Annotated in this window: 22 protein-coding genes; 6 read left to right on the top strand and 16 right to left on the bottom strand. The window is 33.5% G+C overall.

Features of this window, described 5'->3' with window-relative positions; genetic code table 11:
* Nucleotides 1-135: 135 nt before the first annotated feature.
* The 5 genes from AC1DMU_RS05805 to recQ all read right to left on the bottom strand — a co-directional run bounded on the left by AC1DMU_RS05805 (nt 136) and on the right by recQ (nt 6,193).
* Nucleotides 136-468: a DUF952 domain-containing protein gene (locus AC1DMU_RS05805; protein ID WP_088063695.1), complete on the bottom strand. Its 333-nt coding sequence runs from the start codon at nt 466-468 to the stop codon at nt 136-138.
* 82 nt (nt 469-550) lie between these two features.
* Nucleotides 551-2,626: a HelD family protein gene (locus AC1DMU_RS05800; protein ID WP_088063696.1), complete on the bottom strand. Its 2,076-nt coding sequence runs from the start codon at nt 2,624-2,626 to the stop codon at nt 551-553.
* Nucleotides 2,627-2,742: 116 nt separating this feature from the next.
* Nucleotides 2,743-3,486 (bottom strand): class I SAM-dependent methyltransferase, encoded by a 744-nt coding sequence (locus AC1DMU_RS05795; protein ID WP_088063697.1) that lies wholly within the window; start codon nt 3,484-3,486, stop codon nt 2,743-2,745.
* Between the two features lie 179 nt (nt 3,487-3,665).
* Entirely contained in the window at nt 3,666-4,049 is a 384-nt protein-coding gene (locus AC1DMU_RS05790) for a gamma-glutamylcyclotransferase family protein (protein WP_088063698.1), read from the bottom strand.
* Nucleotides 4,050-4,075: 26 nt separating this feature from the next.
* Complete coding sequence (recQ, locus tag AC1DMU_RS05785) at nt 4,076-6,193, bottom strand: DNA helicase RecQ (RefSeq protein WP_087983852.1); 2,118 nt, start codon at nt 6,191-6,193, stop codon at nt 4,076-4,078.
* Nucleotides 6,194-7,320: 1,127 nt separating this feature from the next.
* Between recQ and AC1DMU_RS05780 the strand changes: the two genes are divergently transcribed.
* The 3 genes from AC1DMU_RS05780 to AC1DMU_RS05770 all read left to right on the top strand — a co-directional run bounded on the left by AC1DMU_RS05780 (nt 7,321) and on the right by AC1DMU_RS05770 (nt 9,021).
* Complete coding sequence (locus AC1DMU_RS05780) at nt 7,321-7,944, top strand: acetylglutamate kinase (protein WP_142291756.1); 624 nt, start codon at nt 7,321-7,323, stop codon at nt 7,942-7,944.
* A gap of 129 nt (nt 7,945-8,073) precedes the next feature.
* Entirely contained in the window at nt 8,074-8,430 is a 357-nt protein-coding gene (locus AC1DMU_RS05775; protein WP_000606238.1) for a hypothetical protein, read from the top strand.
* Nucleotides 8,431-8,568: 138 nt separating this feature from the next.
* On the top strand, nt 8,569-9,021 hold the full coding sequence (locus AC1DMU_RS05770) for a hypothetical protein (protein WP_000877594.1): 453 nt from the start codon (nt 8,569-8,571) through the stop codon (nt 9,019-9,021).
* A 2-nt stretch (nt 9,022-9,023) separates the two neighbouring features.
* Here AC1DMU_RS05770 and AC1DMU_RS05765 read toward each other — a convergent pair whose 3' ends face one another.
* Nucleotides 9,024-9,221 (bottom strand): hypothetical protein, encoded by a 198-nt coding sequence (locus AC1DMU_RS05765; RefSeq protein ID WP_002007763.1) that lies wholly within the window; start codon nt 9,219-9,221, stop codon nt 9,024-9,026.
* 153 nt (nt 9,222-9,374) lie between these two features.
* On the bottom strand, nt 9,375-10,487 hold the full coding sequence (locus AC1DMU_RS05760) for an RNA-guided endonuclease TnpB family protein (protein WP_088063700.1): 1,113 nt from the start codon (nt 10,485-10,487) through the stop codon (nt 9,375-9,377).
* A gap of 152 nt (nt 10,488-10,639) precedes the next feature.
* Between AC1DMU_RS05760 and AC1DMU_RS05755 the strand changes: the two genes are divergently transcribed.
* On the top strand, nt 10,640-10,960 hold the full coding sequence (locus tag AC1DMU_RS05755; protein WP_252196011.1) for a hypothetical protein: 321 nt from the start codon (nt 10,640-10,642) through the stop codon (nt 10,958-10,960).
* A gap of 67 nt (nt 10,961-11,027) precedes the next feature.
* Here the strand turns inward: AC1DMU_RS05755 and AC1DMU_RS05750 are convergent, their stop codons facing one another.
* Nucleotides 11,028-11,477: a DUF6884 domain-containing protein gene (locus AC1DMU_RS05750; RefSeq protein WP_088063701.1), complete on the bottom strand. Its 450-nt coding sequence runs from the start codon at nt 11,475-11,477 to the stop codon at nt 11,028-11,030.
* 20 nt (nt 11,478-11,497) lie between these two features.
* Complete coding sequence (locus AC1DMU_RS05745; RefSeq protein ID WP_088063702.1) at nt 11,498-12,703, bottom strand: peptide ABC transporter permease; 1,206 nt, start codon at nt 12,701-12,703, stop codon at nt 11,498-11,500.
* A 161-nt stretch (nt 12,704-12,864) separates the two neighbouring features.
* Between AC1DMU_RS05745 and AC1DMU_RS05740 the strand changes: the two genes are divergently transcribed.
* Nucleotides 12,865-13,062: a DUF4017 family protein gene (locus AC1DMU_RS05740; RefSeq protein ID WP_087983846.1), complete on the top strand. Its 198-nt coding sequence runs from the start codon at nt 12,865-12,867 to the stop codon at nt 13,060-13,062.
* A gap of 18 nt (nt 13,063-13,080) precedes the next feature.
* On the opposite strand, the gene AC1DMU_RS05735 is transcribed toward AC1DMU_RS05740, so the two are convergent.
* The 5 genes from AC1DMU_RS05735 to AC1DMU_RS05715 form a co-directional block, all read right to left on the bottom strand.
* Complete coding sequence (locus AC1DMU_RS05735) at nt 13,081-14,727, bottom strand: M3 family oligoendopeptidase (RefSeq protein ID WP_476941481.1); 1,647 nt, start codon at nt 14,725-14,727, stop codon at nt 13,081-13,083.
* Nucleotides 14,728-14,835: 108 nt separating this feature from the next.
* Complete coding sequence (gene ppaC, locus AC1DMU_RS05730; protein ID WP_000416840.1) at nt 14,836-15,765, bottom strand: manganese-dependent inorganic pyrophosphatase; 930 nt, start codon at nt 15,763-15,765, stop codon at nt 14,836-14,838.
* Between the two features lie 162 nt (nt 15,766-15,927).
* Nucleotides 15,928-16,593, bottom strand: coding sequence for a lytic polysaccharide monooxygenase (locus AC1DMU_RS05725; RefSeq protein ID WP_048547409.1), 666 nt, complete (start codon nt 16,591-16,593; stop codon nt 15,928-15,930).
* 247 nt (nt 16,594-16,840) lie between these two features.
* Nucleotides 16,841-17,356: a DinB family protein gene (locus tag AC1DMU_RS05720; protein ID WP_088063704.1), complete on the bottom strand. Its 516-nt coding sequence runs from the start codon at nt 17,354-17,356 to the stop codon at nt 16,841-16,843.
* Nucleotides 17,357-17,611: 255 nt separating this feature from the next.
* Complete coding sequence (locus AC1DMU_RS05715) at nt 17,612-18,115, bottom strand: GNAT family N-acetyltransferase (protein WP_088063705.1); 504 nt, start codon at nt 18,113-18,115, stop codon at nt 17,612-17,614.
* A gap of 107 nt (nt 18,116-18,222) precedes the next feature.
* Between AC1DMU_RS05715 and AC1DMU_RS05710 the strand changes: the two genes are divergently transcribed.
* Nucleotides 18,223-18,519, top strand: coding sequence for a hypothetical protein (locus tag AC1DMU_RS05710; RefSeq protein WP_088063706.1), 297 nt, complete (start codon nt 18,223-18,225; stop codon nt 18,517-18,519).
* A 146-nt stretch (nt 18,520-18,665) separates the two neighbouring features.
* Here AC1DMU_RS05710 and AC1DMU_RS05705 read toward each other — a convergent pair whose 3' ends face one another.
* The gene (locus AC1DMU_RS05705; protein ID WP_142291757.1) at nt 18,666-19,103 is read right to left on the bottom strand and encodes a carboxymuconolactone decarboxylase family protein; all 438 of its coding nucleotides are present in this window, start codon (nt 19,101-19,103) and stop codon (nt 18,666-18,668) included.
* Between the two features lie 30 nt (nt 19,104-19,133).
* Nucleotides 19,134-20,624 (bottom strand): alanine/glycine:cation symporter family protein, encoded by a 1,491-nt coding sequence (locus AC1DMU_RS05700; protein ID WP_088063708.1) that lies wholly within the window; start codon nt 20,622-20,624, stop codon nt 19,134-19,136.
* Between the last annotated feature and the right edge of the window lie 38 nt (nt 20,625-20,662).

Here is a 20,662-nt window from a genome sequence, read left to right as displayed (position 1 = left end):
AGTATGTGTTTTATACTATGTATCGTACAGTATTAATGTGATAAAAACAATACGTATTTACAAAAAATAGAAAATAAAAAAGCACAAACTATATATTTTGTGCTTTTCTGGCTAATTTAAATGCTTATAACAATTTTAATTTTGTACCTCTTGTAATATAAACTCTCCTTTTTCTTTAATAAATGGGGTAATATTTACAACTGATTCAATATGAATTACTCCGTATACATGCGGATATTCTTGACCGTTAAAAGCAAGTTCATATTTTATTTCTGCTTTTATTAAGGATGGATCAATTGTAAGTAATAAAACATCTTCTTCATGACTAAAATATTTTTCAGCAACTTCTAAAGCTTGTTTTAAAAATGAACAATGAATAAATCCTTCTTCTTTTAGTGAAGTTTCATTAATTTCTCCATTTATCTTTGCGATTTCCCAATTTCTTTTTGTTATTACTTTTGTGATCATTGTTATTTTCTCTCCATGTCTTTATATAGAAAAACAAGAGGTTCTTCTTTTTGTTACTAGAAACGCCTCTTGTTTTTCATATTTATTGTATTCCTTTAATTAAAGGCGATGCTTCCCCGCTATGGAAAATCCATAAATCATGAAGTGACCTTGTACATCCGACATATAGTAACTTCGCATCATGTTTCATATTTTTATAATGTTCTTCATCAACATCGATTAATAGAACCGCATCAAATTCTAGCCCTTTTGCCAAGTATACAGGTACTACTGAAATACCACCTTCATATTTACTTTGATCTGCTTCAATGACGTTTACGGCCAATCCTGCTTTTGTTAATTTCTCATATATATCGCGGCATTCATCTTCTGTTCTTCCTATTACCGCAATTGTTTTCACATCTTCGTTTTGTAGATATTTTAACGTCTTCATAATCTCATTAAATTGATCTTCTGCATGGATTACCTTAACATTTTCACCACTGCGAAAAACTGGTGTTGCGAGCCCAACTGGAATCTCTGCGTTTTTAATTATTTCGTTCGCAAATTCTATAATTTCTTTTGTAGAACGATAACTTCTCGTCAGTTCATAATAACCTGTTTCTTGGAATACTTCCTTAAAAGCACCCCAATCTTCAATCCCTTGATAATCATAAATTGCTTGAGATAAATCACCTAATATAGTGAAAGAATTACCTAGTGTAATTTCTTTTAATACATACACTTGGAATGGTGAGAAATCTTGCGCTTCATCAATAACGACGTGATGGAATTTCTGTCCGATTTCAATACCTGTTATGCGGTGATGTAAGTAAATTAAAGCTGGTAAATCTTCTACATACACTTCTTTTTTACGACAACTCTTTTCAGTTTCTTTCACAAGTTCTTCAGGCAATACTTCGAGTATTTCTTTACTTTTCAATATTGAACTATAAAGTGAAAGTGGGCTCATTTTCGGCCAAAACTTCATATATGTGTTCAATCTCTTTGTCGCTTCTTTTTTTAATAATTTCTTCTCGTTTGTTTCTCCATACTTTTTCAGTTCAATTTCAATCCAGCGCTTCATTCGGCCGACTAATCTTTCTCTTCTTTTCTTTAATGGATAATGTTTATATTCAACTTGCATCCATTTTTTTATGTCTTCTACTGGAATAATAGCTTTGTCCCATGCCTCAAAATCACTTGTTGGTATTAATTCTTTTTCAAATTGAACCATTCTCTCTTCAATAAAGGACTTAAATTCCAGCGTGCCTTTCAATTTACCGAGCATAACCTTTACTTCATCACGATTAATAGAAAAGGCTTCTTTCAACTTTTCTTCTGTTTGCTTTAGTTTCACAGAATCATCTAACGTACGTAATGCCCAATCTGGAAATGTTGTTTGACTAATATTCCCTACACCTAATTCAGGAAGCACACTCGAAATATAGTCTAAAAACAGACTATTCGGAGCGAATACAATCATTCTCTCAGCTTCTAATTGTTCACGATATTCATAAATTAAAAAAGCAAGGCGATGTAAAGCGATCGTTGTTTTTCCGCTTCCTGCAACCCCTTGAATTAATAATGGTAAGTTTCTTTCCGCACGAATAATATCGTTTTGCTCCGATTGTATTGTCGAAACAATATCCTTTAGTTTATTATCTTTATTCTCACCTAATCGATATAGAAGAAAATCATCGGCATGTGAGACATCTTCATTTCCTTTTACATATGTATCAACAACACGTTCTAGTTCTCTTTTTCGAATAGAGATGTTTCGCTTTAAATACACATCACCTTCTACTAATCCGTCTGGCGATTGATAAAATGCTAATTCATCTCCACCGGTAAATGAATAAAACATACTTGCAACAGGTGCCCGCCAATCTATTACAATTGGTTTCATTGTGTCTTTATGTGAAACACCTACTTTACCGATGTAGATCGGCATAACATCTTCCTTGCCATCCTCTTGAAAATCTAATCTTCCAAAGTACGGTTCTTGTACACCGATACGTAAATTTTGCCTATTAGATTCTCTCATACTTTCTAGAATTTGTTCTTTAAAATCATCTCCATAATAAACCGGAATGTTTTCGAGCTGTTCTAATTGATCATCCATCGTACGTAATGTATCTTTCATCCTTTGTAACTCTTCTTCAAAAATGTTGTTCATTTGATGATTCCCTCCTGTCCGTTCTAATTTTTCAGTCGAAATACAATTGTATTAAAAATCCATTTATAAAGTCAATAGTTTTAGTAAGAATTTTCTAAAATAAAGAAGAGTAGAGATTAATCCCTACTCTTCTTTATTTTAATTCGGTACGCCAAACATTCATTTAAAGTTGTTAATTCTTTATATTTCTCTTTTTCAAAATCATATGCTCCGCCTGGGAAGAATCCTACAATACTTAAACCAGCTTCAGCACATAGATTACTAATCTCATCTACCGTATAACATCGTAAAGACTGTGTAACTATATCATTTTGATTATTAGGATGCCACCAATGATCTAACATTCTTTCATTTATACGATCATATTCGTATTTTCGCATAGCTGAGCTTAAAGACATTTCTTGTCCACTTACCTTTTTCCAATAAAGTGGTTGATAAATATCAATAAGTGCACATCCATCATCCTTCATCCAGTTTTTAATCCGTTTTAATAGAATCAATTGCTCATCATCTGATCCTACACCAAATCCGTCTAAATAACTAACAATATCAAACTTTTCTTCAAAATTAATTTTATAAAAATCAGCGCAATGAATATCTATATCATTAGTAGAATGTTCTTTTGCAAACATAACTAACTCTGGTACAAGCTCAACAGTAGTCATTTTTACTTGTAACTTAGACATCGCCCTTGCAAATCCACCATTTCCTGCTCCTAGTTCTAACATTGACTGAAATGGATGTCCAATTTGTTCTTGAACTTCTTTCGCAACCTGTTCTAACCAGCTTTCTGTATTAATATCGTAATTGGATAGTTCGAATTGTTTTTCGTAAAATTCTCTCACATCTAATTCATTCATTATTATTCTCCTCCTGCAATAGATTTTTCTTCTACAGGTGAGAAACTAAATTTCTGACACCCATGAAAAAAGGTTATTATTCTCTATATTTACAATTTTATCAAAATAATAAGAATATTTAAAGTAACAATATAAAAAGCAGATAATGATTAATCCCACTATCTGCTCTATGGCTGCTATTATTTTTCTTGTTGATACTCTACCCAATCACCAGAAATGATAACTTTCTTTAGCATCTCTTTATCTTGAGCGACATACACAAATGCACGTATTATTCTATCTCCTAAATAAATCGTTTCGGTGATTCGGTCATATAAATCACTTTCTGTATTACCTGTATATTCTTCAAGTTCATCTAATTTTTGCAGAACAACCTCATTTACTTCATAAACTTCTCCGTATACTTTGTCCTCATTTGAACAAATCATTGCCGGATACCCCTCGTTTGTATCAAATAATTTACCATACGTCCATGCTCCGTCTGCGATGCATATTGCACCTTGCATAAAATGAGCATTCGTTTGCTCTTTTCTTAATGTGCCATACACGAAAACGTGATGCATATATCCCCTATCCCCTTTATATATCTCTACTTTCTAAATTGTAAATATGCACGAATCATAAAGTAACTCACTTCATTTGGAAGTTGTTCCTTAATTGATTTCAGACCACCTTCTGCATTTTGCACGGCAGTTTCAATCAGTGATTCATATTCTGCAGGAACAAAACTGTTCCAGTCTATTTCCATTCCATCTTCAAAAGAGCGAATTAAATGATTTTCAATTGTTTGTCTTGATAAACCACGTTCTTTCGCAATTTCATCTAGATCAATGCCTTGTTTATACATTTCATACGTTTCTAAATGAGAATTTGCTGAAGCTTTCCCTGACTTTTTCCGCTCTGTCACCACTTCTGTTTTAACTGTTTCAGCATAGTTTGGATTGTCCTTAATAAAGTGCTGAACTGCTTGTAAGAAGTGAGAACCATACTTCACAAGTTTATGTTCGCCGATCCCTTTCACAGTTAAAAGTTCAGAGTCACTTTGTGGCATTTTTGCACACATATCCTTCAACGTTTGATCAGAGAAAATAACGAATGGAGGTACACCTTCTCCTTGCGCAATTTCTTTACGTACTTCGCGAAGTACTTCAAATAAAGGATGATCTTGAACAATTTGTCTTGTCTCTACTCGTTCTTTACGTAAAACATTCTCTTTACCTAATAATACTTCTTTCCCTTTTTCCGTAACTTTTAATGTCGGATACGTACCATGTTCTACTGCAATTAACTCATCTGAAATTAGAAACTCAATAAATTCACTAACTTCTTTTACACTACGATTTGATAGTAACCCGTATGTTGGTAAAGTATGAAAATTGAATTCAATAACTTTCTTATTTTTCGAACCAGTTAAAACTTGTGCAATCATTTGTTTTCCAAATCGTTGGTTCGTTCTAATCATGCAAGATAGAACCATTTGTGATTCTCTCGTCACATCGATACTTTCCCGGTCGTCCGTACAATTTCCGCAGCGGCCACAATCTTCTTTCGGTTCTTCTCCAAAGTATTGCAAAATAAATGATTGTAAACATTGTTCTGTATGACAATAATCAGTCATATTTTGCAGTTTTTCAAGTTCATTTGAAAATCGAGATTCACCTGTCGATTGATCAATTAAAAAGCGCTGTACTTGCACATCCTGAGAAGAATATAGCAATATACACGCACTATCTAATCCGTCACGTCCAGCACGTCCTGCTTCTTGGTAATAACTTTCCATGTTTTTTGGCAGTTGATAATGGATAACGTAACGAATATTCGATTTATCAATCCCCATCCCGAATGCAGATGTCGCTACCATTACACTCACTTCATCACGTAAAAAGAGTTCTTGCTGCTCATTTCGATCGGTATCACTCATACCAGCATGGTATTTTGATACCGAAACTCCCGCTTTCATTAAATCTTCATACAACTGATCAACTACTTTTCTAGTAGCTGCATATATAATCCCAGATTCCTTTTGATTTTGACGAATATAATCCGCTAAATATGCATTACGATCTTGTCCTTTAATAACAGAAAATGATAAGTTCTCGCGCTCAAACGTTGTCATAATCGTATTTTCTTGATTAATTCCAAGCGTGTTGCAAATATCTTCACGAACTTGTGGTGTTGCCGTCGCAGTTAAAGCTAATACAAGCGGCTTTTCTGGAAGATAATCTAATATGCGATGTATATGTAAATAACTTGGACGGAAATCATGTCCCCACTGCGAAATACAGTGCGCCTCATCAATTGCAATCATCGGGATTTTCATATCGATAAGTTGGTCAACAAACTCCATTGAATCAAGACGCTCAGGCGCTACATAAAGTAACTTATAATGTCCTTGTTTCGCTAATTGAATGCGTTGATTCGCTTCTGTAATTGAAATAGAACTATTAATATAAGTAGCTGAAATACCGTTTTGTACTAATGTATCTACTTGGTCTTTCATAAGTGAAATCAAAGGTGAAATAACTAATGTCGTTCCTTCGAATACTAATGCGGGAATTTGATAACAAATTGACTTACCACCACCCGTAGGCATAATACAAACCGTATCTTTCCCATCTAATACATTTTTAATTGTTTCATCTTGTCCTCTTCGGAATGACGAATAACCGAAATAAGACGCTAAAAGTTCTTGTGCTTTTGTAAACAAAAAAGAGTCACCTGCTTTTCTATATCTTTCATCTATTCCTATTATATCATCACTTATGCGTCATGAAAGTGATGAATACATGACTAACAGCTTGCTTTTTCATTTTTTATGCTTTTCTACGTTTTAAAGGTTGTTTAGCAACGGTGTTTTAATGGCTATTTATGTTTATAAATTTTAAAACATAAATAAAGCACATATAAAATGAATTACAAAATAAATATACATTTTATTACCCTTCCTTGAATACTACTAATCTTATACATATGAATTCAGGAGGTTACTATATGAAGCAGCAGAATATTAGTTCCATCAAGCAGAAAACAGTACCGAACCAACTCCAATTTTCGAATCATGATGCGTGGAAATATGAATCGTATTATAAATACCAGCCATTATTTTCTTATAGAAAGCTTTTCCATTTTTTTCTCAACTTTTTAAACGTTAATGTGTATGTGATATATTATCCATAATAATTTTCTCAATATATATCTTATAGACTTACTATAATACAGCTGTTATCATATGAAATATTCTGTTGGATAAACCCCTTAAGTTGACCTGCTTATAAAAGCAGGTCTTTTTTGATTATTATACATTTCAGTACACTTTTAGATACACTTGTATATCTTTTCTCTATTTTATAACCATACTCCACTCACAACAAATGATAATAGTAACGAGATGTAAAATATAAGTTCTTAACATTTATTGAAGTAATTCTTTTTTTCTCAATACACAAAACGAATTTCACTTATTACTATAAAAGTACTCCAGATGAGTTTTTGCTCATCAACATTATCTAGTTAACGGGATCTGCTGCGGGAAGCTGATCCCATTGACTTTATTAAAGACCCACTTTCATTTGGACACATTTACCAGGTTTTTTAAATAGAATTTTATGATAACATTACTTAGTCGAGTCCGACATCTCGGCAATACCCTTTTGAGGCTCTGCAACTTCCCTTGCAGAGCCTTGTTTATTTTTATATTCATTTTATTTGTATATACCACAATAAAATTCTGCATCTTTTTCCATATCAATTTCTGAAATTAATTTAGGACACGTAACTAAAAATAAATTCCCATCATACTTTGAGTTATACATGTTCAAAGGAGTGTTACCGTTTATGTATTCTTATTGGCAATCGTATTACTCCCCCTATCATAACCCTTATGTACACTTTGATACATCTGTACGTAATTACCGAATTAGTAAAAACGAGAACTTTTTAAAAGGTTATATGCGTTCTTTATGGGAACAACATGTCGCTTGGACGAGATTAGCTATTATTAGTATTGTCTTTAATTTACCAGACGTAAACGTTACAGTTGGGCGACTTCTTCAAAATGCAACACATATGGGACTGTCACTTGAACCATTCTATGGTGAAGATGCTGTAAAAAAATATAGTGCACTAATTAAAGATCACTTAGTCATTGCAGCGGATCTAGTTAAAGCCGCAAAAGCAGGTGATCAAAATGCAGCTGCCGCTATACAGAAAAAATGGTACGCTAATGGTGATGAAATTGTGGCGTTTCTTACTAGCATCAACCCATATATAGAAAAAGAAGAATTCAGAAAAATGTTTTATGAACATTTAGCACTTACGAAAGCAGAAGCGCTTGCCTTCCTAAATAAAGATTTTGAAGCAAGCGTAAAACTATACGATAAAATTGAAAAAGAAGCATTAGAAATGGCTGATATGCTAACAAATGCAATCGTAAAACAATTCCCACAAGTGTTTCAATAATAATAAGCCGATTTGAAAAAACAAATCGGCTTATAAAACTTTCTATCAATGAAATTTCACCTCTCCTCTTTACATTTAACGTATATCGATATATTTTATTAATATCCGTTTTTTATAGGAGGAAATCTTTTGATTAACGCCATTGGTCTCGTATTTATCCTCACAAATAAACACGAGAAAAAGAAGAAAGTTTATCTGAATGAAAAATTCGCATTAATAGACATTATTGATTCTAAAGAAGTAATTGATGATGAAGGGAACTCACTAGTAGAACTAACATGTAAATACAGTATTTATCTAGATGAAAAATATTACTGTAAATCTCTCGATGATTATACTGGACAAGTATTTCCGTTCTTGAGCGCTAAAATAGGAAAAGGTCTTCTCAGAAACTTAAATTACTATTTCTCTTACGTTGATGCCTATGATAAAAAACCACCCGTTAAAGAAATTAGGCCACTTATGAAACAAGTAACGAACAGATAGCAAAAAATACTAAAAAAAGAAAGCATCTAACTTCGGATGCTTTCTTTTTTGAATCCAGAACTCATTAACTTCTATCCTTCTTCTAAAAGTATGTATCTAGGCATACTTTTAATTAAAAACATTGGAGGATTAAACTAAATGAAATACTCAGAAACGATTGTTAGTAAACGGCTTCGAACACTTAAAATATCTAGTATATTTATTATGCTAGTTTTAATTGGATGGCTTGGATATACAAAATTACTTTATGAAAACGGATTTCTTCAAGAAAAGAAACTTTCAGTTGAAGTAATGAATACTAGTATTACAGGTGAAATTGAACAAAGTTTCCATGTAAACTTACAAGGTTACCGTAAAACAGACGTTGATACTATTATAGATGCAAGTAAAACCGATCCGAGCGAACTATCTTTAATTGAGATTATCAATACATCTTGTTCACGAGATTGCATAGGTGAACCATTGGCATATGTAAACTCAAACGATGGATATATCTTTTATAAGGAGTCTACCGGAACTAATGTTGCTTTAAAAATCAAAAAACAAGACTCGTGGGAAATCGTAAAAAAATCTGTTCAAGACGGAATATAACATTAGAAAGTTAAAGAGTACGTAACGTACTCTTTTTTATTATTAATACTCTTCATGTTTACAATGACATTTCGGTTTCTCTTTACAATTACATTTTTCACAATCACACTTCGGTTTTTCCTTACAGCAACACTGATCACAATCGCAGTTTGGTTTCTCTTTGCAACGACATTCGTGACAATTCCTGCATTTACATCCACATCTTCCGAACAGTGAACTACCCACCACTTAGTACCTCTTACGAGCTTACTTGAAGTAGGGCTTCTCGGTTCATCGCTACTTTTGATAGCTAACGAATTTGTCCTAGAACAGCCGAGCTAACTCCCTTGTTCCAAAGGTTATTTTGTCACTATTTATGCCAACACTAATAAGCGGATGGCTTCTTTTTTGATATTGATCGCTGCGTTATAGTCACGACTGATTGTGAGTCCACACGAACACGCATAGGTGCGTTCACATAATGGCATTTCTTTTTTATTTCCACAATTACTACACATCTTTGTAGAAGGAAACCATTTATCTATTTTTACAAGCTGTTTTCCTTGTTCTTGTAGCTTATATGCTAAAAATGTCGTGAACATCCTCCAACCGTTGTCCGCTACACTCTTACCAAATCTAAGTGCTCGTGACATTCCTTTCATATGTAAGTCTTCGATTGCTACAACGTCAAAACTCGTAGCTAATTCTTTAGACTTATGATGAAGAAAATTTTTACGTTGATTGGCGACCTTTTCATGCAATTTCGCTACACGAATGCGTTGTTTATTCCAGCGCTCTGAACCTTTCACACGTCTTGCTAATACTCGTTGTGCCTTCGCTAATTTCTCTAACATCTGACGATAAAAGCGAGGATAATTGGCTTTCTCATCTTCGCTACTCACATACAATTCAGCCATTGCGAAGTCTAATCCAACTACAGTTTGTACTTCTTTTTGTACAATCTCTTTTTCATATTCAGTCAAGATGGACACATAGTATTTACCAGTAGGTGTCATCGAAATCGTACACGATTTGATGATATGTTTTGGCGGGATTTCTCTATGTTGCTTCAGTTTCACCATTTTCAACTTTGGTAATTTGATATAACCATGAAATAACATAATATTTCCGTTTACTCGATTCGTTGTATAGGAGTTTCTACTCTTTTTACTTTTGAATGTAGGAAAATCACTTTGACCACTAAAAAAATTCTTATACGCAGTTTGCAAGTTTAATTGCGCGTTGGCCAATGCTAAGGAATCGACTTCTTTCAACCATTCATACTGCGCCTTGTATTTCGCAGGAGTAGGGAATTTTTGTTTCTTCAGTTCTTCCTTGTTCTCTTTATATTTTTCATATACTTCTATTCGTTCAGCCAGCATTTTGTTATACACAAAACGTACACACCCGAAGGTTTTTCGTATGAGATGTGCTTGTTCTTCTGTCGGATACAGACGAAATTTATACGCCTTATTCTGCTTTGGCATATCCATTCACCTCATTTTCCGCTTCATATTCCATAAGCTATGACGGTGATCACACAACCTGAACACTACAAGATTATTATCTACTTTCATTGTTATACCAAAATCCCCCTCTTATTGAAGTAAATCAAGAGCAAGACCATAATGGTTATAAAATGATTGTTAAAAAAATTGAAATTGCTGATAAAGAAACACGAGTATATTTCGCGGCTAAAAATGACGCAACTGCAGCGTTTAATTTCTACGATTTTAACTCCAAATTAATCGTAAATGGTCAACAACTAGAATACCAAGACAACTATGAAGCAAAATACCCTAAAATCCCACAAGGTATGATGCCTGGCGTAACTAGTGATGCTGTTTTAACATTCCCTAAACTCCCAATTGAGCAAGGTGAATTACAATTAATACTAGAAGGCTCGAGTGAAAATTATGATATAACTCTTGAACCATTCAACTATAAAATTAAGTTGTAAATAATAAAATCGACTCTTTTTTGAGTCGATTTTATTATTTACCATTGAAACACCAATTACTTTTCTACTATAGTTCCTTCCCTTCCCCAACAGCCCCTTTCAACCTCTGCAACATATATCCAATTCCTTTACATCCTTCTAACGGATACGTAATAATTTCTTCTGGATACAGTTGTGTCACTACTTTCTTATGCTTCTTCCCTGCAAGTAAAACTATTTCATCAAACTGAAGCAAGTCTTTTTCAATCATCTGTTGTTTTAATTGCTCCATACTAATAATTTCATCGCTCTTTGAATCGAAAGCAAGATCATAGTTTTCTAATACAATATCATTTGGTCTTAAAAATCCATGCTTCGCCGATAAGATAACCCAATTCTCGAAAAACATAGTTGCATACGCCTGACATGCTTTTCCGAACGGGCTAATATATACATCCTTTGCCTCCATCGGTCCGTAATCTGGATACTTATCCCAAATTTTCTTTTTTCCGCATGGAATTATGCATAACCTTTTCATCGTTATTTCTTACCTCACTTCTAACTTTTTAAATATAAAAATATAGAATTCCCTACTTCTTCATACTCAGCTTCTATATCTCCAATCCCCACTACGTTCCAACCATTATTTGTTTCTATTGGCTTTTCATTCATTATAATATGAACTTGTGTCATATTTTTAAAATCTTCTTCAAAAGATGCTAAAACAGGTTGATCTATCATATATGTTTTATTATGTATACTCACACTTAAAAAGGTTTTATGTAATGCTTTATTTCCGTTTAAATTTACATTCATTGGATTAAACATGTTTAATTTCATATTACCTACAATATACAGATGATACCCTTTTTCTTTATAGAATTGTTTAAAATCCTTGTCTCTTTCGTTTTGAACAAAATGAAGGATTTGCTTCGTTTCTTTACTTATTGCAATTTCATTATTAAAACTCAAATCCACATTTATATTTTGTTTTAAAAAGGCATATAACGATTTATCACTATTAAAGAAGCTCGTTTTCCAGTTAGGAAGGATTTCATCTAATAATAAACATAAAAGCATTCCTGAGCTATAGCAGCTCTTCCTAATGTTATAATTAGCTTCATATGCATCTAAAATAAATCCGCTATATTTTCGTAATGTTTCGCTTTCATCCTTTTCACATATTGCATTGTAAGCGTTCATTTCTACATACCAAGCAGGCCCCTCTATACTTTCAACCATACACTCATATGTTATAAACTCTTCTTTCATAAAACTAGTTCTTTGCTCTCTTAGTTCAATAAATTGCTTAATATAATTATATTTCTCAGCTTGTGACTTACAATGCACAGCATCATATAAACACATTCGTTCATTATTTCGCAATTGTATATTTTCTTCTAATATAGGATATAGAAATCCTAGAGATTCATTTGGAAATCTACTTTCTTTATTCAAATATTGATAGCAATGAAAAAGTTCATGCACCACAATCGCAAGTAAACTTTCATAATCTTTATGCCTATTCATATTCACGATGGCAGTTGGATAATCTTTTAATAAGATACATGTATCAGCCTTAAATTGGTCATCTCGCTTTAAAACGGCATACTCACCATCATCTTTCAAAAATAATGGATGATGAAATACATACACATGCTCATCATTATATAATGCAAATGCAGCCCTATTAAAACCAGGCCAAAGCGTATTCAATAATTCTATACTTACATCTTTCTTTATTCGATTTAATATATTGTTCATTATATGTAACACCCCTATATCATTCTACATACACCTATTCTATTCCACTTAATAACAACCCTTTTATTTACATAAATGTTAGAAAAACATATATCTTTTCTCAAACCATAATGTATTATACAAATATACATGTGATGATTTTATGAAAAGGAGGTGAACAAATGAAAAATATAATCCCTGCGCTAGTACTCTATATTATCGTTTGCGTAATCGCTATGATTGCTCCAGCATCTGAAGGCTATAATCATGTTGGCTGGAAATTGTTTGTTGGGCAAGCATATGCTATACCTATTTTCCTCATTACTGCAATTATTACATTTTATATAAACAAGAAAAAATCTACGAACAAACAGTTATAAGGATAGCAAATGCTATCCTTATTTTAATTCATTTATTAGATCAAAAATTACACTTGCAGTACTTTCTATCCTTTCTTCCGAAAAGTCAAACGTAACACCTGTTTTTTCATATATTTCTTGTATAGGTAAATTCCAATCTGCATTCGCTCCCTCTTTAAAGAAAGCAATCGCTTTTTTTGGATCCTCTCGATAAATTTGAAACAATTGCATTGCTCCTATTTGCGCAATTGCGTATTCAATTTGATAAAAAGGAAACTGAACATAATGAAATGACTCTAACCAGCTTGCACCGATTTCATCTTCTAATCCTGCAATATTGACTGATGAATATTGATACCTTTTACATACTTCAGCGTATTTCTTATCACGTTCTTCTGGTGTATGGTTTGGATTTGTATAGAGCCAGTGCTGGAATACATCTCCTGCAATTGACGCCATTAATAAAGACAAAGCACGATATAATTGTACGCGCTGCACTTCTTTATATTCATCCTCTTGCTTATAAAAGATATTGAGCTTATCCATTACTAGCAACTCAAGACCTATGGAATAAAGCTCAGCTACCTCTTCACGAAGATATCTTTCTTGCATGCTACTATCATTGTTAAATTGTTTATAAAAATGAAATGCATGCCCCACTTCATGTATTAGCGCGTTAATTGCATAAAATGATGGACTAAAATTAGAATACACAAAAACCTCTTTACTATGAGGAAAGGTAAAACAAGCAGCTCCCGGTGCTTTATTTTCATGTTCTTCTACGTCAATTAATCCCGTTTTTCGTATATGAATAAATTTCTCATAAAAATATAAATCTGTCTTCCGAAATATTTCTTCCACCCCATTCAATAAATCAATAGCATTTTGGAATGGAGCTTTTGGTAATTTACATGGAGTAAGGTCCCAAGGGCGATATTTTTTTACACCGAGATTGTTTTTAGAAAGAATCCCCAACTGTTCCCATATTGGTACAACATACTTTTCTATAGATTCATGAAGCTTATAACACTCTTTAATACTATAATCTCTATTTTTTTGTTTAAAAGCATACTCACTATAATTATTAAATCCTGCATTTAAAGCGATCTCATTCCGCAATTGTATGAGTTCATTCATAATACAATCTATTTCTATTTTCACTATACATCTTGCTTCACATAAAGCGTACCAAGCTTTTTCGCGAATAGCTCTATTGGGGTTATCTAGTTTTGCTTTTACGTATGCATACGTCTTTTGCTCTCCTTCCCAATTAATAAATATGTTAGACATTATTTCTCTATATTTCGTAATAAGCTTTTGCTCTTTAATGGAAAGAGCAATGTTCTTGTCATTAAACATTTTACTTTTTATCAATCTTGCTTTTTTCATAAAACCGTATTTCTGCTCATTTAATAAGTCGGAAAACGGAGACTTTCTAAATTTCTGGTCAAATTTCGCATTGTATCTTTTTAAAAGTGGTTGAATTGTATTTTGATTATACATATGTAAATTACGTTTATTTCTGTCATTTGTATCTCTATACGTGCCAATTAAACTACTTGTTATCTCCTCTTCTATTTCAGCGGTTACACGCAGTTCATCCAAAAGCCAACTCTCTAATTCTGAAACAGAAGTAATATTTCGCTCTAAAAGTGACTGTAATTTACTCTCCAAATCATTAAGCATACACAATCCTCCTGTTTTAAAATTTTAATTTTCTGTTTTTTAGAGATAGAAAAGGACAAGTAGCCAATCCGACTACTTGTCCTTGCTGTGTATCTGTACTCAATAAAATTAAGCTTGGAATGCTTCTGTTAATACTGGTACGATTTGTTTTTTACGAGATACAACACCTTTTAAAGTAGCAGTGTTGTTTTCTAGAGATACGTTGTATGCTTTCTCAACAACGTTTGCTGCTTTACCGATCGCAAGACCGACAGAATCGTTAGTTAAGATATCAGTTACAACGAATAAGAATAGGTCTAAACCTTTTTCTTCTACTACTGCAGAGATAACTTTTTCAAGTTCCGCTTGGTGTACAAGAACGTCGTTTGTATCAACAGCGTTTACTTGTGCGATTTCAACTTTCGCATTACCCATTTGGAATTCTTTAGCGTCAAGAGAGATTAATTGCTCCATTGTTTTTCCGCTTAAGTCAGCACCAGCTTTTAACATTTCTAAGCCGTAGTTATCAGCATCTACACCAGCGATTTCCGCTAATTCACGAGCTGCTGCTACGTCTTGCTCTGTGCAAGTTGGAGATTTGAATAGTAAAGAATCTGAAATGATTGCAGATAACATTAAACCTGCAACTTCTTTACGAATTGTAACGCCATTTTCTTTGTACATTTTGTTTAAGATTGTAGCTGTACAACCAACTGGCTCACAACGATAATAAATAGGATCGCTTGTTTCAAAGTTAGCAATACGGTGATGGTCAATAACTTCTAACACACGAACAGACTCGATATCGTTAGCACTTTGTTGACGCTCGTTATGATCAACTAAAATAACGTTGTCCACTTCGCTTGCAACTGTCTCAACAAAACGCGGTCCTTCTACTTTAAAATGGTCTAACGCAAATTGAGTTTCACCGCTGATTTCGCCTAAACGTACAGGCTCAGCATTCATTCCTAATTCTTTTTTCAATTCTGCATAAGCAATTGCAGAACAAATTGCATCTGTATCTGGGTTTTTATGCCCGAAAACTAGTACTTTTTCCATGTTTTCCACCTCTTCATGAAAAGGATATCTTAAAGAAGCAAATATGACAATATTTAAAGCATAATTTTTTATAAATAATTGCACTTTCTTCTATATTTTTCATCGTTTTTCGTAAAAAAAGATCATCTAAAATGAATTAGATGATCAAAATGTATATTTTATTTAAAATAAGCTAGGAGCTTGCACTACATGATTTAGCGGAAAATTTGATGCTAAACCGTTATTTACAAGGTTAACATCTATAACTTGATAAAATGCATTCCCAGTATCTGCAATTTCCCAAACAGCTAAAATAAGGTGATATCCATTTCTATCAGTAGGTACATTCGCTTCATGAGTTACTGAAGTTCCTGGTCTTGTTCCCCCATCATTTTTCACATAGAATGGCACTAAATCTAAATCAGACCTTGTTAACGGCTTATTTGGATTCCAATCTTTTTTCGTAATATAGTATTTCCATTCTTTCGTACTATGAGGTGCGGTTAGTTTCCACTTGAATGTATTCGTCCCGCCGTTTAACGTAACTTTCTTCCACCTATCAACTGATTGAACGTCTAAAGCAGGAAAATGGCCTGCTCCTGCGATTTGTCCATCAGAAGGTCCTAATTGCGGGAATCCACCTATTCCTTCTACACTTTGCGGCTCGTATTGAATCGGTCCGCAATTTACATTTACCCCTTGCTTACATAAATAAGAACGGCTCGCTGGTGATTCAACATATCCATGAGCTGAAGCTTTTTCTGAAAAACCGAAAGTTAACAATCCCGTAAGTAATATACCACCACTTAATATAACTTTCTTCACCTTCTGTAAACCTTTCGTTCTCATCCCGTCATCCCCTTTCCCATAATAAAGCGAAAATAACTATAGTCGGCTAGTCATCTTCTCTACATCCATTATAAGTCAAGGAGTATAACGAAAAGAACCCTCTAAAAACTTTCTCAAATTCATTTAGTACATTATATAAATTTTATTGATACATTCAAATAACACCGCTAGAGAAATATAGACGGTGTTAAATATACTCAATTAAACTATTCGTTTATAAATAAATTACGAAATTGGCAAAGTTAGTCTAGTTATCAAATAGCCCTCTCCCTCTCAGATTTGCGGAAACTGGCTCCTTTCCGATTTCACGTGCCCATATAGATAACTGGCCGATATGATGGATTTCGTGGACAATGACATGACGTATTAACTCTCCGTGTGTACATTCAATGACTCGGCGCCTAATTGGTGCGTCTCTTGAGCTAATCGGCTCTTCATTGAAGTCAGCTTTTGAAAGTTTCCGAGAATCCATTTCATTTGTCCAAGAGGTCACAAATGGCTTCACTTTCCCGTGGTATTGAGCTGAAAGATTTTTCACTTTTTGTAAGCTGGCATACTCTTCAAACAATGGCTCCTCAGGCACTGATTCACCACGCAACCCTAAGATCCACATATATTCCACATCTACTATATGAAATAGGGTATGTAGTATACTGCCGAATCCACCGACCCGTTTCTTTACCAGTTCTTCGGCCGATATGTCTTCGCACCATGTAAACCAATCATCACGAACTTGCCAGTTATATTGAAACAGTTTCAACATCACAGCAACCTCCATCTTTTAGATTAACATTTAATATTCACCAAAAGACTTCAAAATTCCTATTTAAGTAATACCTCTTATACAACTGTTAAAACCTTATACAAATTGGCCCTCAAATTGAACATTCAATATGAAGTTAATGAATGAAAAGAAACCCCCTATTATACAGGGGGTTATCAATCTTTTTACAAATCAATACTCAGACCTAATAACAGATTTTCCGTTTAAAAATATCCCTCTTTTCAAATAAAAATACTAAATCATTTTATAATAAATAACCGTTGCATCTAAATTACCATTTGGAGATATTGCGTATTCTGGTATTTTTCCAACTTCTTTATAGTCTAATGATTTATACAATCTATTAGAAGGGTCTCCTTCTCTCGTATCTAGCACTATAAGAGACCTATTTTCTTGCTTTGCTCTTTCCTCTGCTTTTTGCATAAGCGAACGTCCAATACCGTTACGTCTAAAGTTCGGGTGAGTCATTAACTTGCAAATTTCAGCTCTATGAATCCCATTAGGCTTTGTAACTAAATGTAATTGAATACTCCCTGCCACTTCATTATTTATTTTAGCAACATACAAGATCACTTCTGGTGCTAAAACAGTTTCCCAATACTTTGTTGATTCTATTTGTTCCAGTGGAGGTAAAAAACCAATTGACGCCCCATCATCTACAACCGTTTTCAAAAGTTTAGAAAGCTCTTCCATATCATCATTTATTTGCTTAATCTCTTCAATTACTAAATTTTGCATTACTAATCCCCCTTTTGTTTCATTGTACCAAGTTTTAAGGAAGGAATAACAGGTTACTAAAAGGAAATATATATTTAGATAAAACATACTTATATAATGTATGGCAAGTGGAGGGATTAACCATTAGTAAAACAGGTTTTGACTTAATAAAACATGAGGACAACTTTAATCTTGGCTATGAAGATATCGAAGAGATATCTATGAGCTGTAAATTCTCTAACTGCACTCATACAAATGAACCACATTGCGCAATTAAAAAAGCTATTTCCGATGGATTTCTTACAGAAGAAATAATGAATTGTTATTATCGAGATAAGAATGAATTCGAATATGTATGTAAACAAAAGAACAAAACAAAAGCTATTGATTATATGAAACAATTGAAACTTTTTAGAAAATCTTAATACTAAATAAATAGTTGTTATTTCTCATTCCGACTAAATTTAAAATTCTTACTTTAATACATCACATACCAGATAATTTTTATACTCAAATTTAATCTCACGTAAAAGAACGTTTTAAACATAAAGTTTAAAACGTTCTTTTACATTCAATGCTTCTGATTTTTCAGTTCACTTAAACACTCTTGTACTAATGTTACCGCTTGACTCATTGCAGCTCCGCCAGCAAATGCTGCTGATACACCACATGCTTCCAGAATCTCTTTATCTGAACATCCTTGATCAAGACAACCTTTTGTATGATAAATGGTACAATATTCATCTTGCGTTGCTAGACTAATTCCTAATGCGATAAGTTGTTTTTCCCTTTTTGTTAAAGCGCCCTCTTGAAAACAAGCTTGCGTGAATGCATTATATGTTTCTGCAATTTCAGGATTTTGGTTTGTAAAACTACCGATACCTTCTTTATAATGATGTAGAACGTCATTTACTGAACTATGTTGTTCGTGTTCCATCTTATTATTACCCCCATTCAAATTATGTGTACCTATTGTAGTATGTGATGAAAAGAAGGTAATATACCTCATATAATAGAATGAATATTCAGTTTATTATAACTAAAATTTCAGACTATCATCCTCTACCGTTTGTTCTTTATAGTTTTTCCTTTCAATTTCTTTACTTCTTTCTTCCCAAAACGTTAAACCTTCAATTCCCACATTTTTAGGATCAAATACTGGATCTTTCCCTTCCTTTTTCTGTACTTCATAATCTTTTAACACTTTTAATGCGATTTTACTTAATAGTAGAATCGCAATTAAGTTTAACCATGCCATGCTACCGATTCCTAAATCTCCAAGATTCCATAAAAGCGACGCTGATTCTACGCTACCGATGTAAACCATAATTAAAAATCCAATTTTTAAAACTGGTTTTAACCAGCTATGTTTAAGCTCACGATCTAAATAAGTAAGTGTTGTTTCAGCGATATAGTAGTATGCGAGTAAAGTTGTAAATGCGAAGAAAAATATTGCGATTGAAATAAATAATGGACCAAACCCTGTCATAACAGTTTCAACTGCTTGTTGTGTATAGATTGGACCTGCATCAACATTCCCTATATTCTTTACTATAGCGCTTTTCCCTTCAGGTATAACATTATACATACCTGTTATTAAAATCATAAGAGCTGTCGCTGTACATACAACAATTGTATCGATATATACAGAAAACGCTTGAACTAACCCTTGTTTTGCAGGATGGGATACTTCAGCAGCAGCGGAGCTATACGTCGCTTCTCCAACACCAGCAACATTTGAAAATACAGCACGCTTTACGCCCCATGCGATCGCTGCACCGACGATTCCTCCAAACATTTCATTTACACCAAAAGCACTAGAGAAAATTAAAGCGAACATACTTGGAATTTCTGTTACATTCGCAATTAATACGATACATGTAACAATTACATAACCTATTGCCATAAATGGAACAAGCATTTGCGAAACGCCCGCAATTCTCTTTACGCCACCAAAAATGATTGATGCTAATAATATAACTAATAATATTCCAGTTATATATTTGCTAATGCCATTAGAGTTTTCAAATCCAACTGCGATACTACTAGACTGAATACCTGGTAATAAAACGCCATATGAAAGTGTTACAACAACCGCTACAATGACTGCAAACCATTTCATTTTCAGGCCTTTTTCAATGAAATATGGTGTACCACCTCGGTATTCATTCCCAACTTTACTTTTATACACTTGAGATAATGTTGATTCAACAAATGCACTCGCTGCTCCTAAAAGAGCCATTACCCACATCCAAAACACAGCTCCTGGTCCACCAAAAGCGATAGCTGTCGCGACCCCTGCGATATTACCTATTCCAACCCTACCTGATAAGGCTAAACAAAATGCTTGAAAGGATGAAATTCCCGTCTCCGAGCTCTTCCCTTCAAATAATAGTTTAATCATCTCTTTAAAATAACGAATTTGCAGAAAACGAGTGGCAATTGTAAAATACACACCTGCCCCTAATGCAAAAACAACTAACCCAATACTCCATACTTGCCCTACTAACCACTCTACTAATTGCTCCATCCAAATCCCCCTTAACATTCTTTTGAAAACTATTTTAT

It is taken from the genome of Bacillus sp. 01N45 (assembly GCF_056399205.1).
This window is presented reverse-complemented; position numbering and strand designations above follow the sequence as displayed.

Excerpts from the sequence above, each read along its gene's own strand:
- AC1DMU_RS05725 (WP_048547409.1), bottom strand. The coding sequence starts at position 16,593 with ATGAGAACGAAAGGTTTACAGAAGGTGAAGAAAGTTATATTAAGTGGT.
- AC1DMU_RS05760 (WP_088063700.1), bottom strand. The coding sequence starts at position 10,487 with ATGCCAAAGCAGAATAAGGCGTATAAATTTCGTCTGTATCCGACAGAA.
- AC1DMU_RS05745 (WP_088063702.1), bottom strand. The coding sequence starts at position 12,703 with ATGAACAATATATTAAATCGAATAAAGAAAGATGTAAGTATAGAATTA.
- AC1DMU_RS05700 (WP_088063708.1), bottom strand. The coding sequence starts at position 20,624 with ATGGAGCAATTAGTAGAGTGGTTAGTAGGGCAAGTATGGAGTATTGGG.
- AC1DMU_RS05740 (WP_087983846.1), top strand. The coding sequence starts at position 12,865 with ATGAAAAATATAATCCCTGCGCTAGTACTCTATATTATCGTTTGCGTA.
- AC1DMU_RS05715 (WP_088063705.1), bottom strand. The coding sequence starts at position 18,115 with ATGCAAAATTTAGTAATTGAAGAGATTAAGCAAATAAATGATGATATG.
- AC1DMU_RS05755 (WP_252196011.1), top strand. The coding sequence starts at position 10,640 with ATGATTGTTAAAAAAATTGAAATTGCTGATAAAGAAACACGAGTATAT.
- AC1DMU_RS05780 (WP_142291756.1), top strand. The coding sequence starts at position 7,321 with ATGTATTCTTATTGGCAATCGTATTACTCCCCCTATCATAACCCTTAT.
- AC1DMU_RS05805 (WP_088063695.1), bottom strand. The coding sequence starts at position 468 with ATGATCACAAAAGTAATAACAAAAAGAAATTGGGAAATCGCAAAGATA.
- AC1DMU_RS05795 (WP_088063697.1), bottom strand. The coding sequence starts at position 3,486 with ATGAATGAATTAGATGTGAGAGAATTTTACGAAAAACAATTCGAACTA.
- AC1DMU_RS05770 (WP_000877594.1), top strand. The coding sequence starts at position 8,569 with ATGAAATACTCAGAAACGATTGTTAGTAAACGGCTTCGAACACTTAAA.
- AC1DMU_RS05750 (WP_088063701.1), bottom strand. The coding sequence starts at position 11,477 with ATGAAAAGGTTATGCATAATTCCATGCGGAAAAAAGAAAATTTGGGAT.
- ppaC (WP_000416840.1), bottom strand. The coding sequence starts at position 15,765 with ATGGAAAAAGTACTAGTTTTCGGGCATAAAAACCCAGATACAGATGCA.
- AC1DMU_RS05720 (WP_088063704.1), bottom strand. The coding sequence starts at position 17,356 with ATGTTGAAACTGTTTCAATATAACTGGCAAGTTCGTGATGATTGGTTT.
- AC1DMU_RS05735 (WP_476941481.1), bottom strand. The coding sequence starts at position 14,727 with ATGCTTAATGATTTGGAGAGTAAATTACAGTCACTTTTAGAGCGAAAT.
- AC1DMU_RS05790 (WP_088063698.1), bottom strand. The coding sequence starts at position 4,049 with ATGCATCACGTTTTCGTGTATGGCACATTAAGAAAAGAGCAAACGAAT.
- AC1DMU_RS05800 (WP_088063696.1), bottom strand. The coding sequence starts at position 2,626 with ATGAACAACATTTTTGAAGAAGAGTTACAAAGGATGAAAGATACATTA.
- AC1DMU_RS05705 (WP_142291757.1), bottom strand. The coding sequence starts at position 19,103 with ATGAGGTATATTACCTTCTTTTCATCACATACTACAATAGGTACACAT.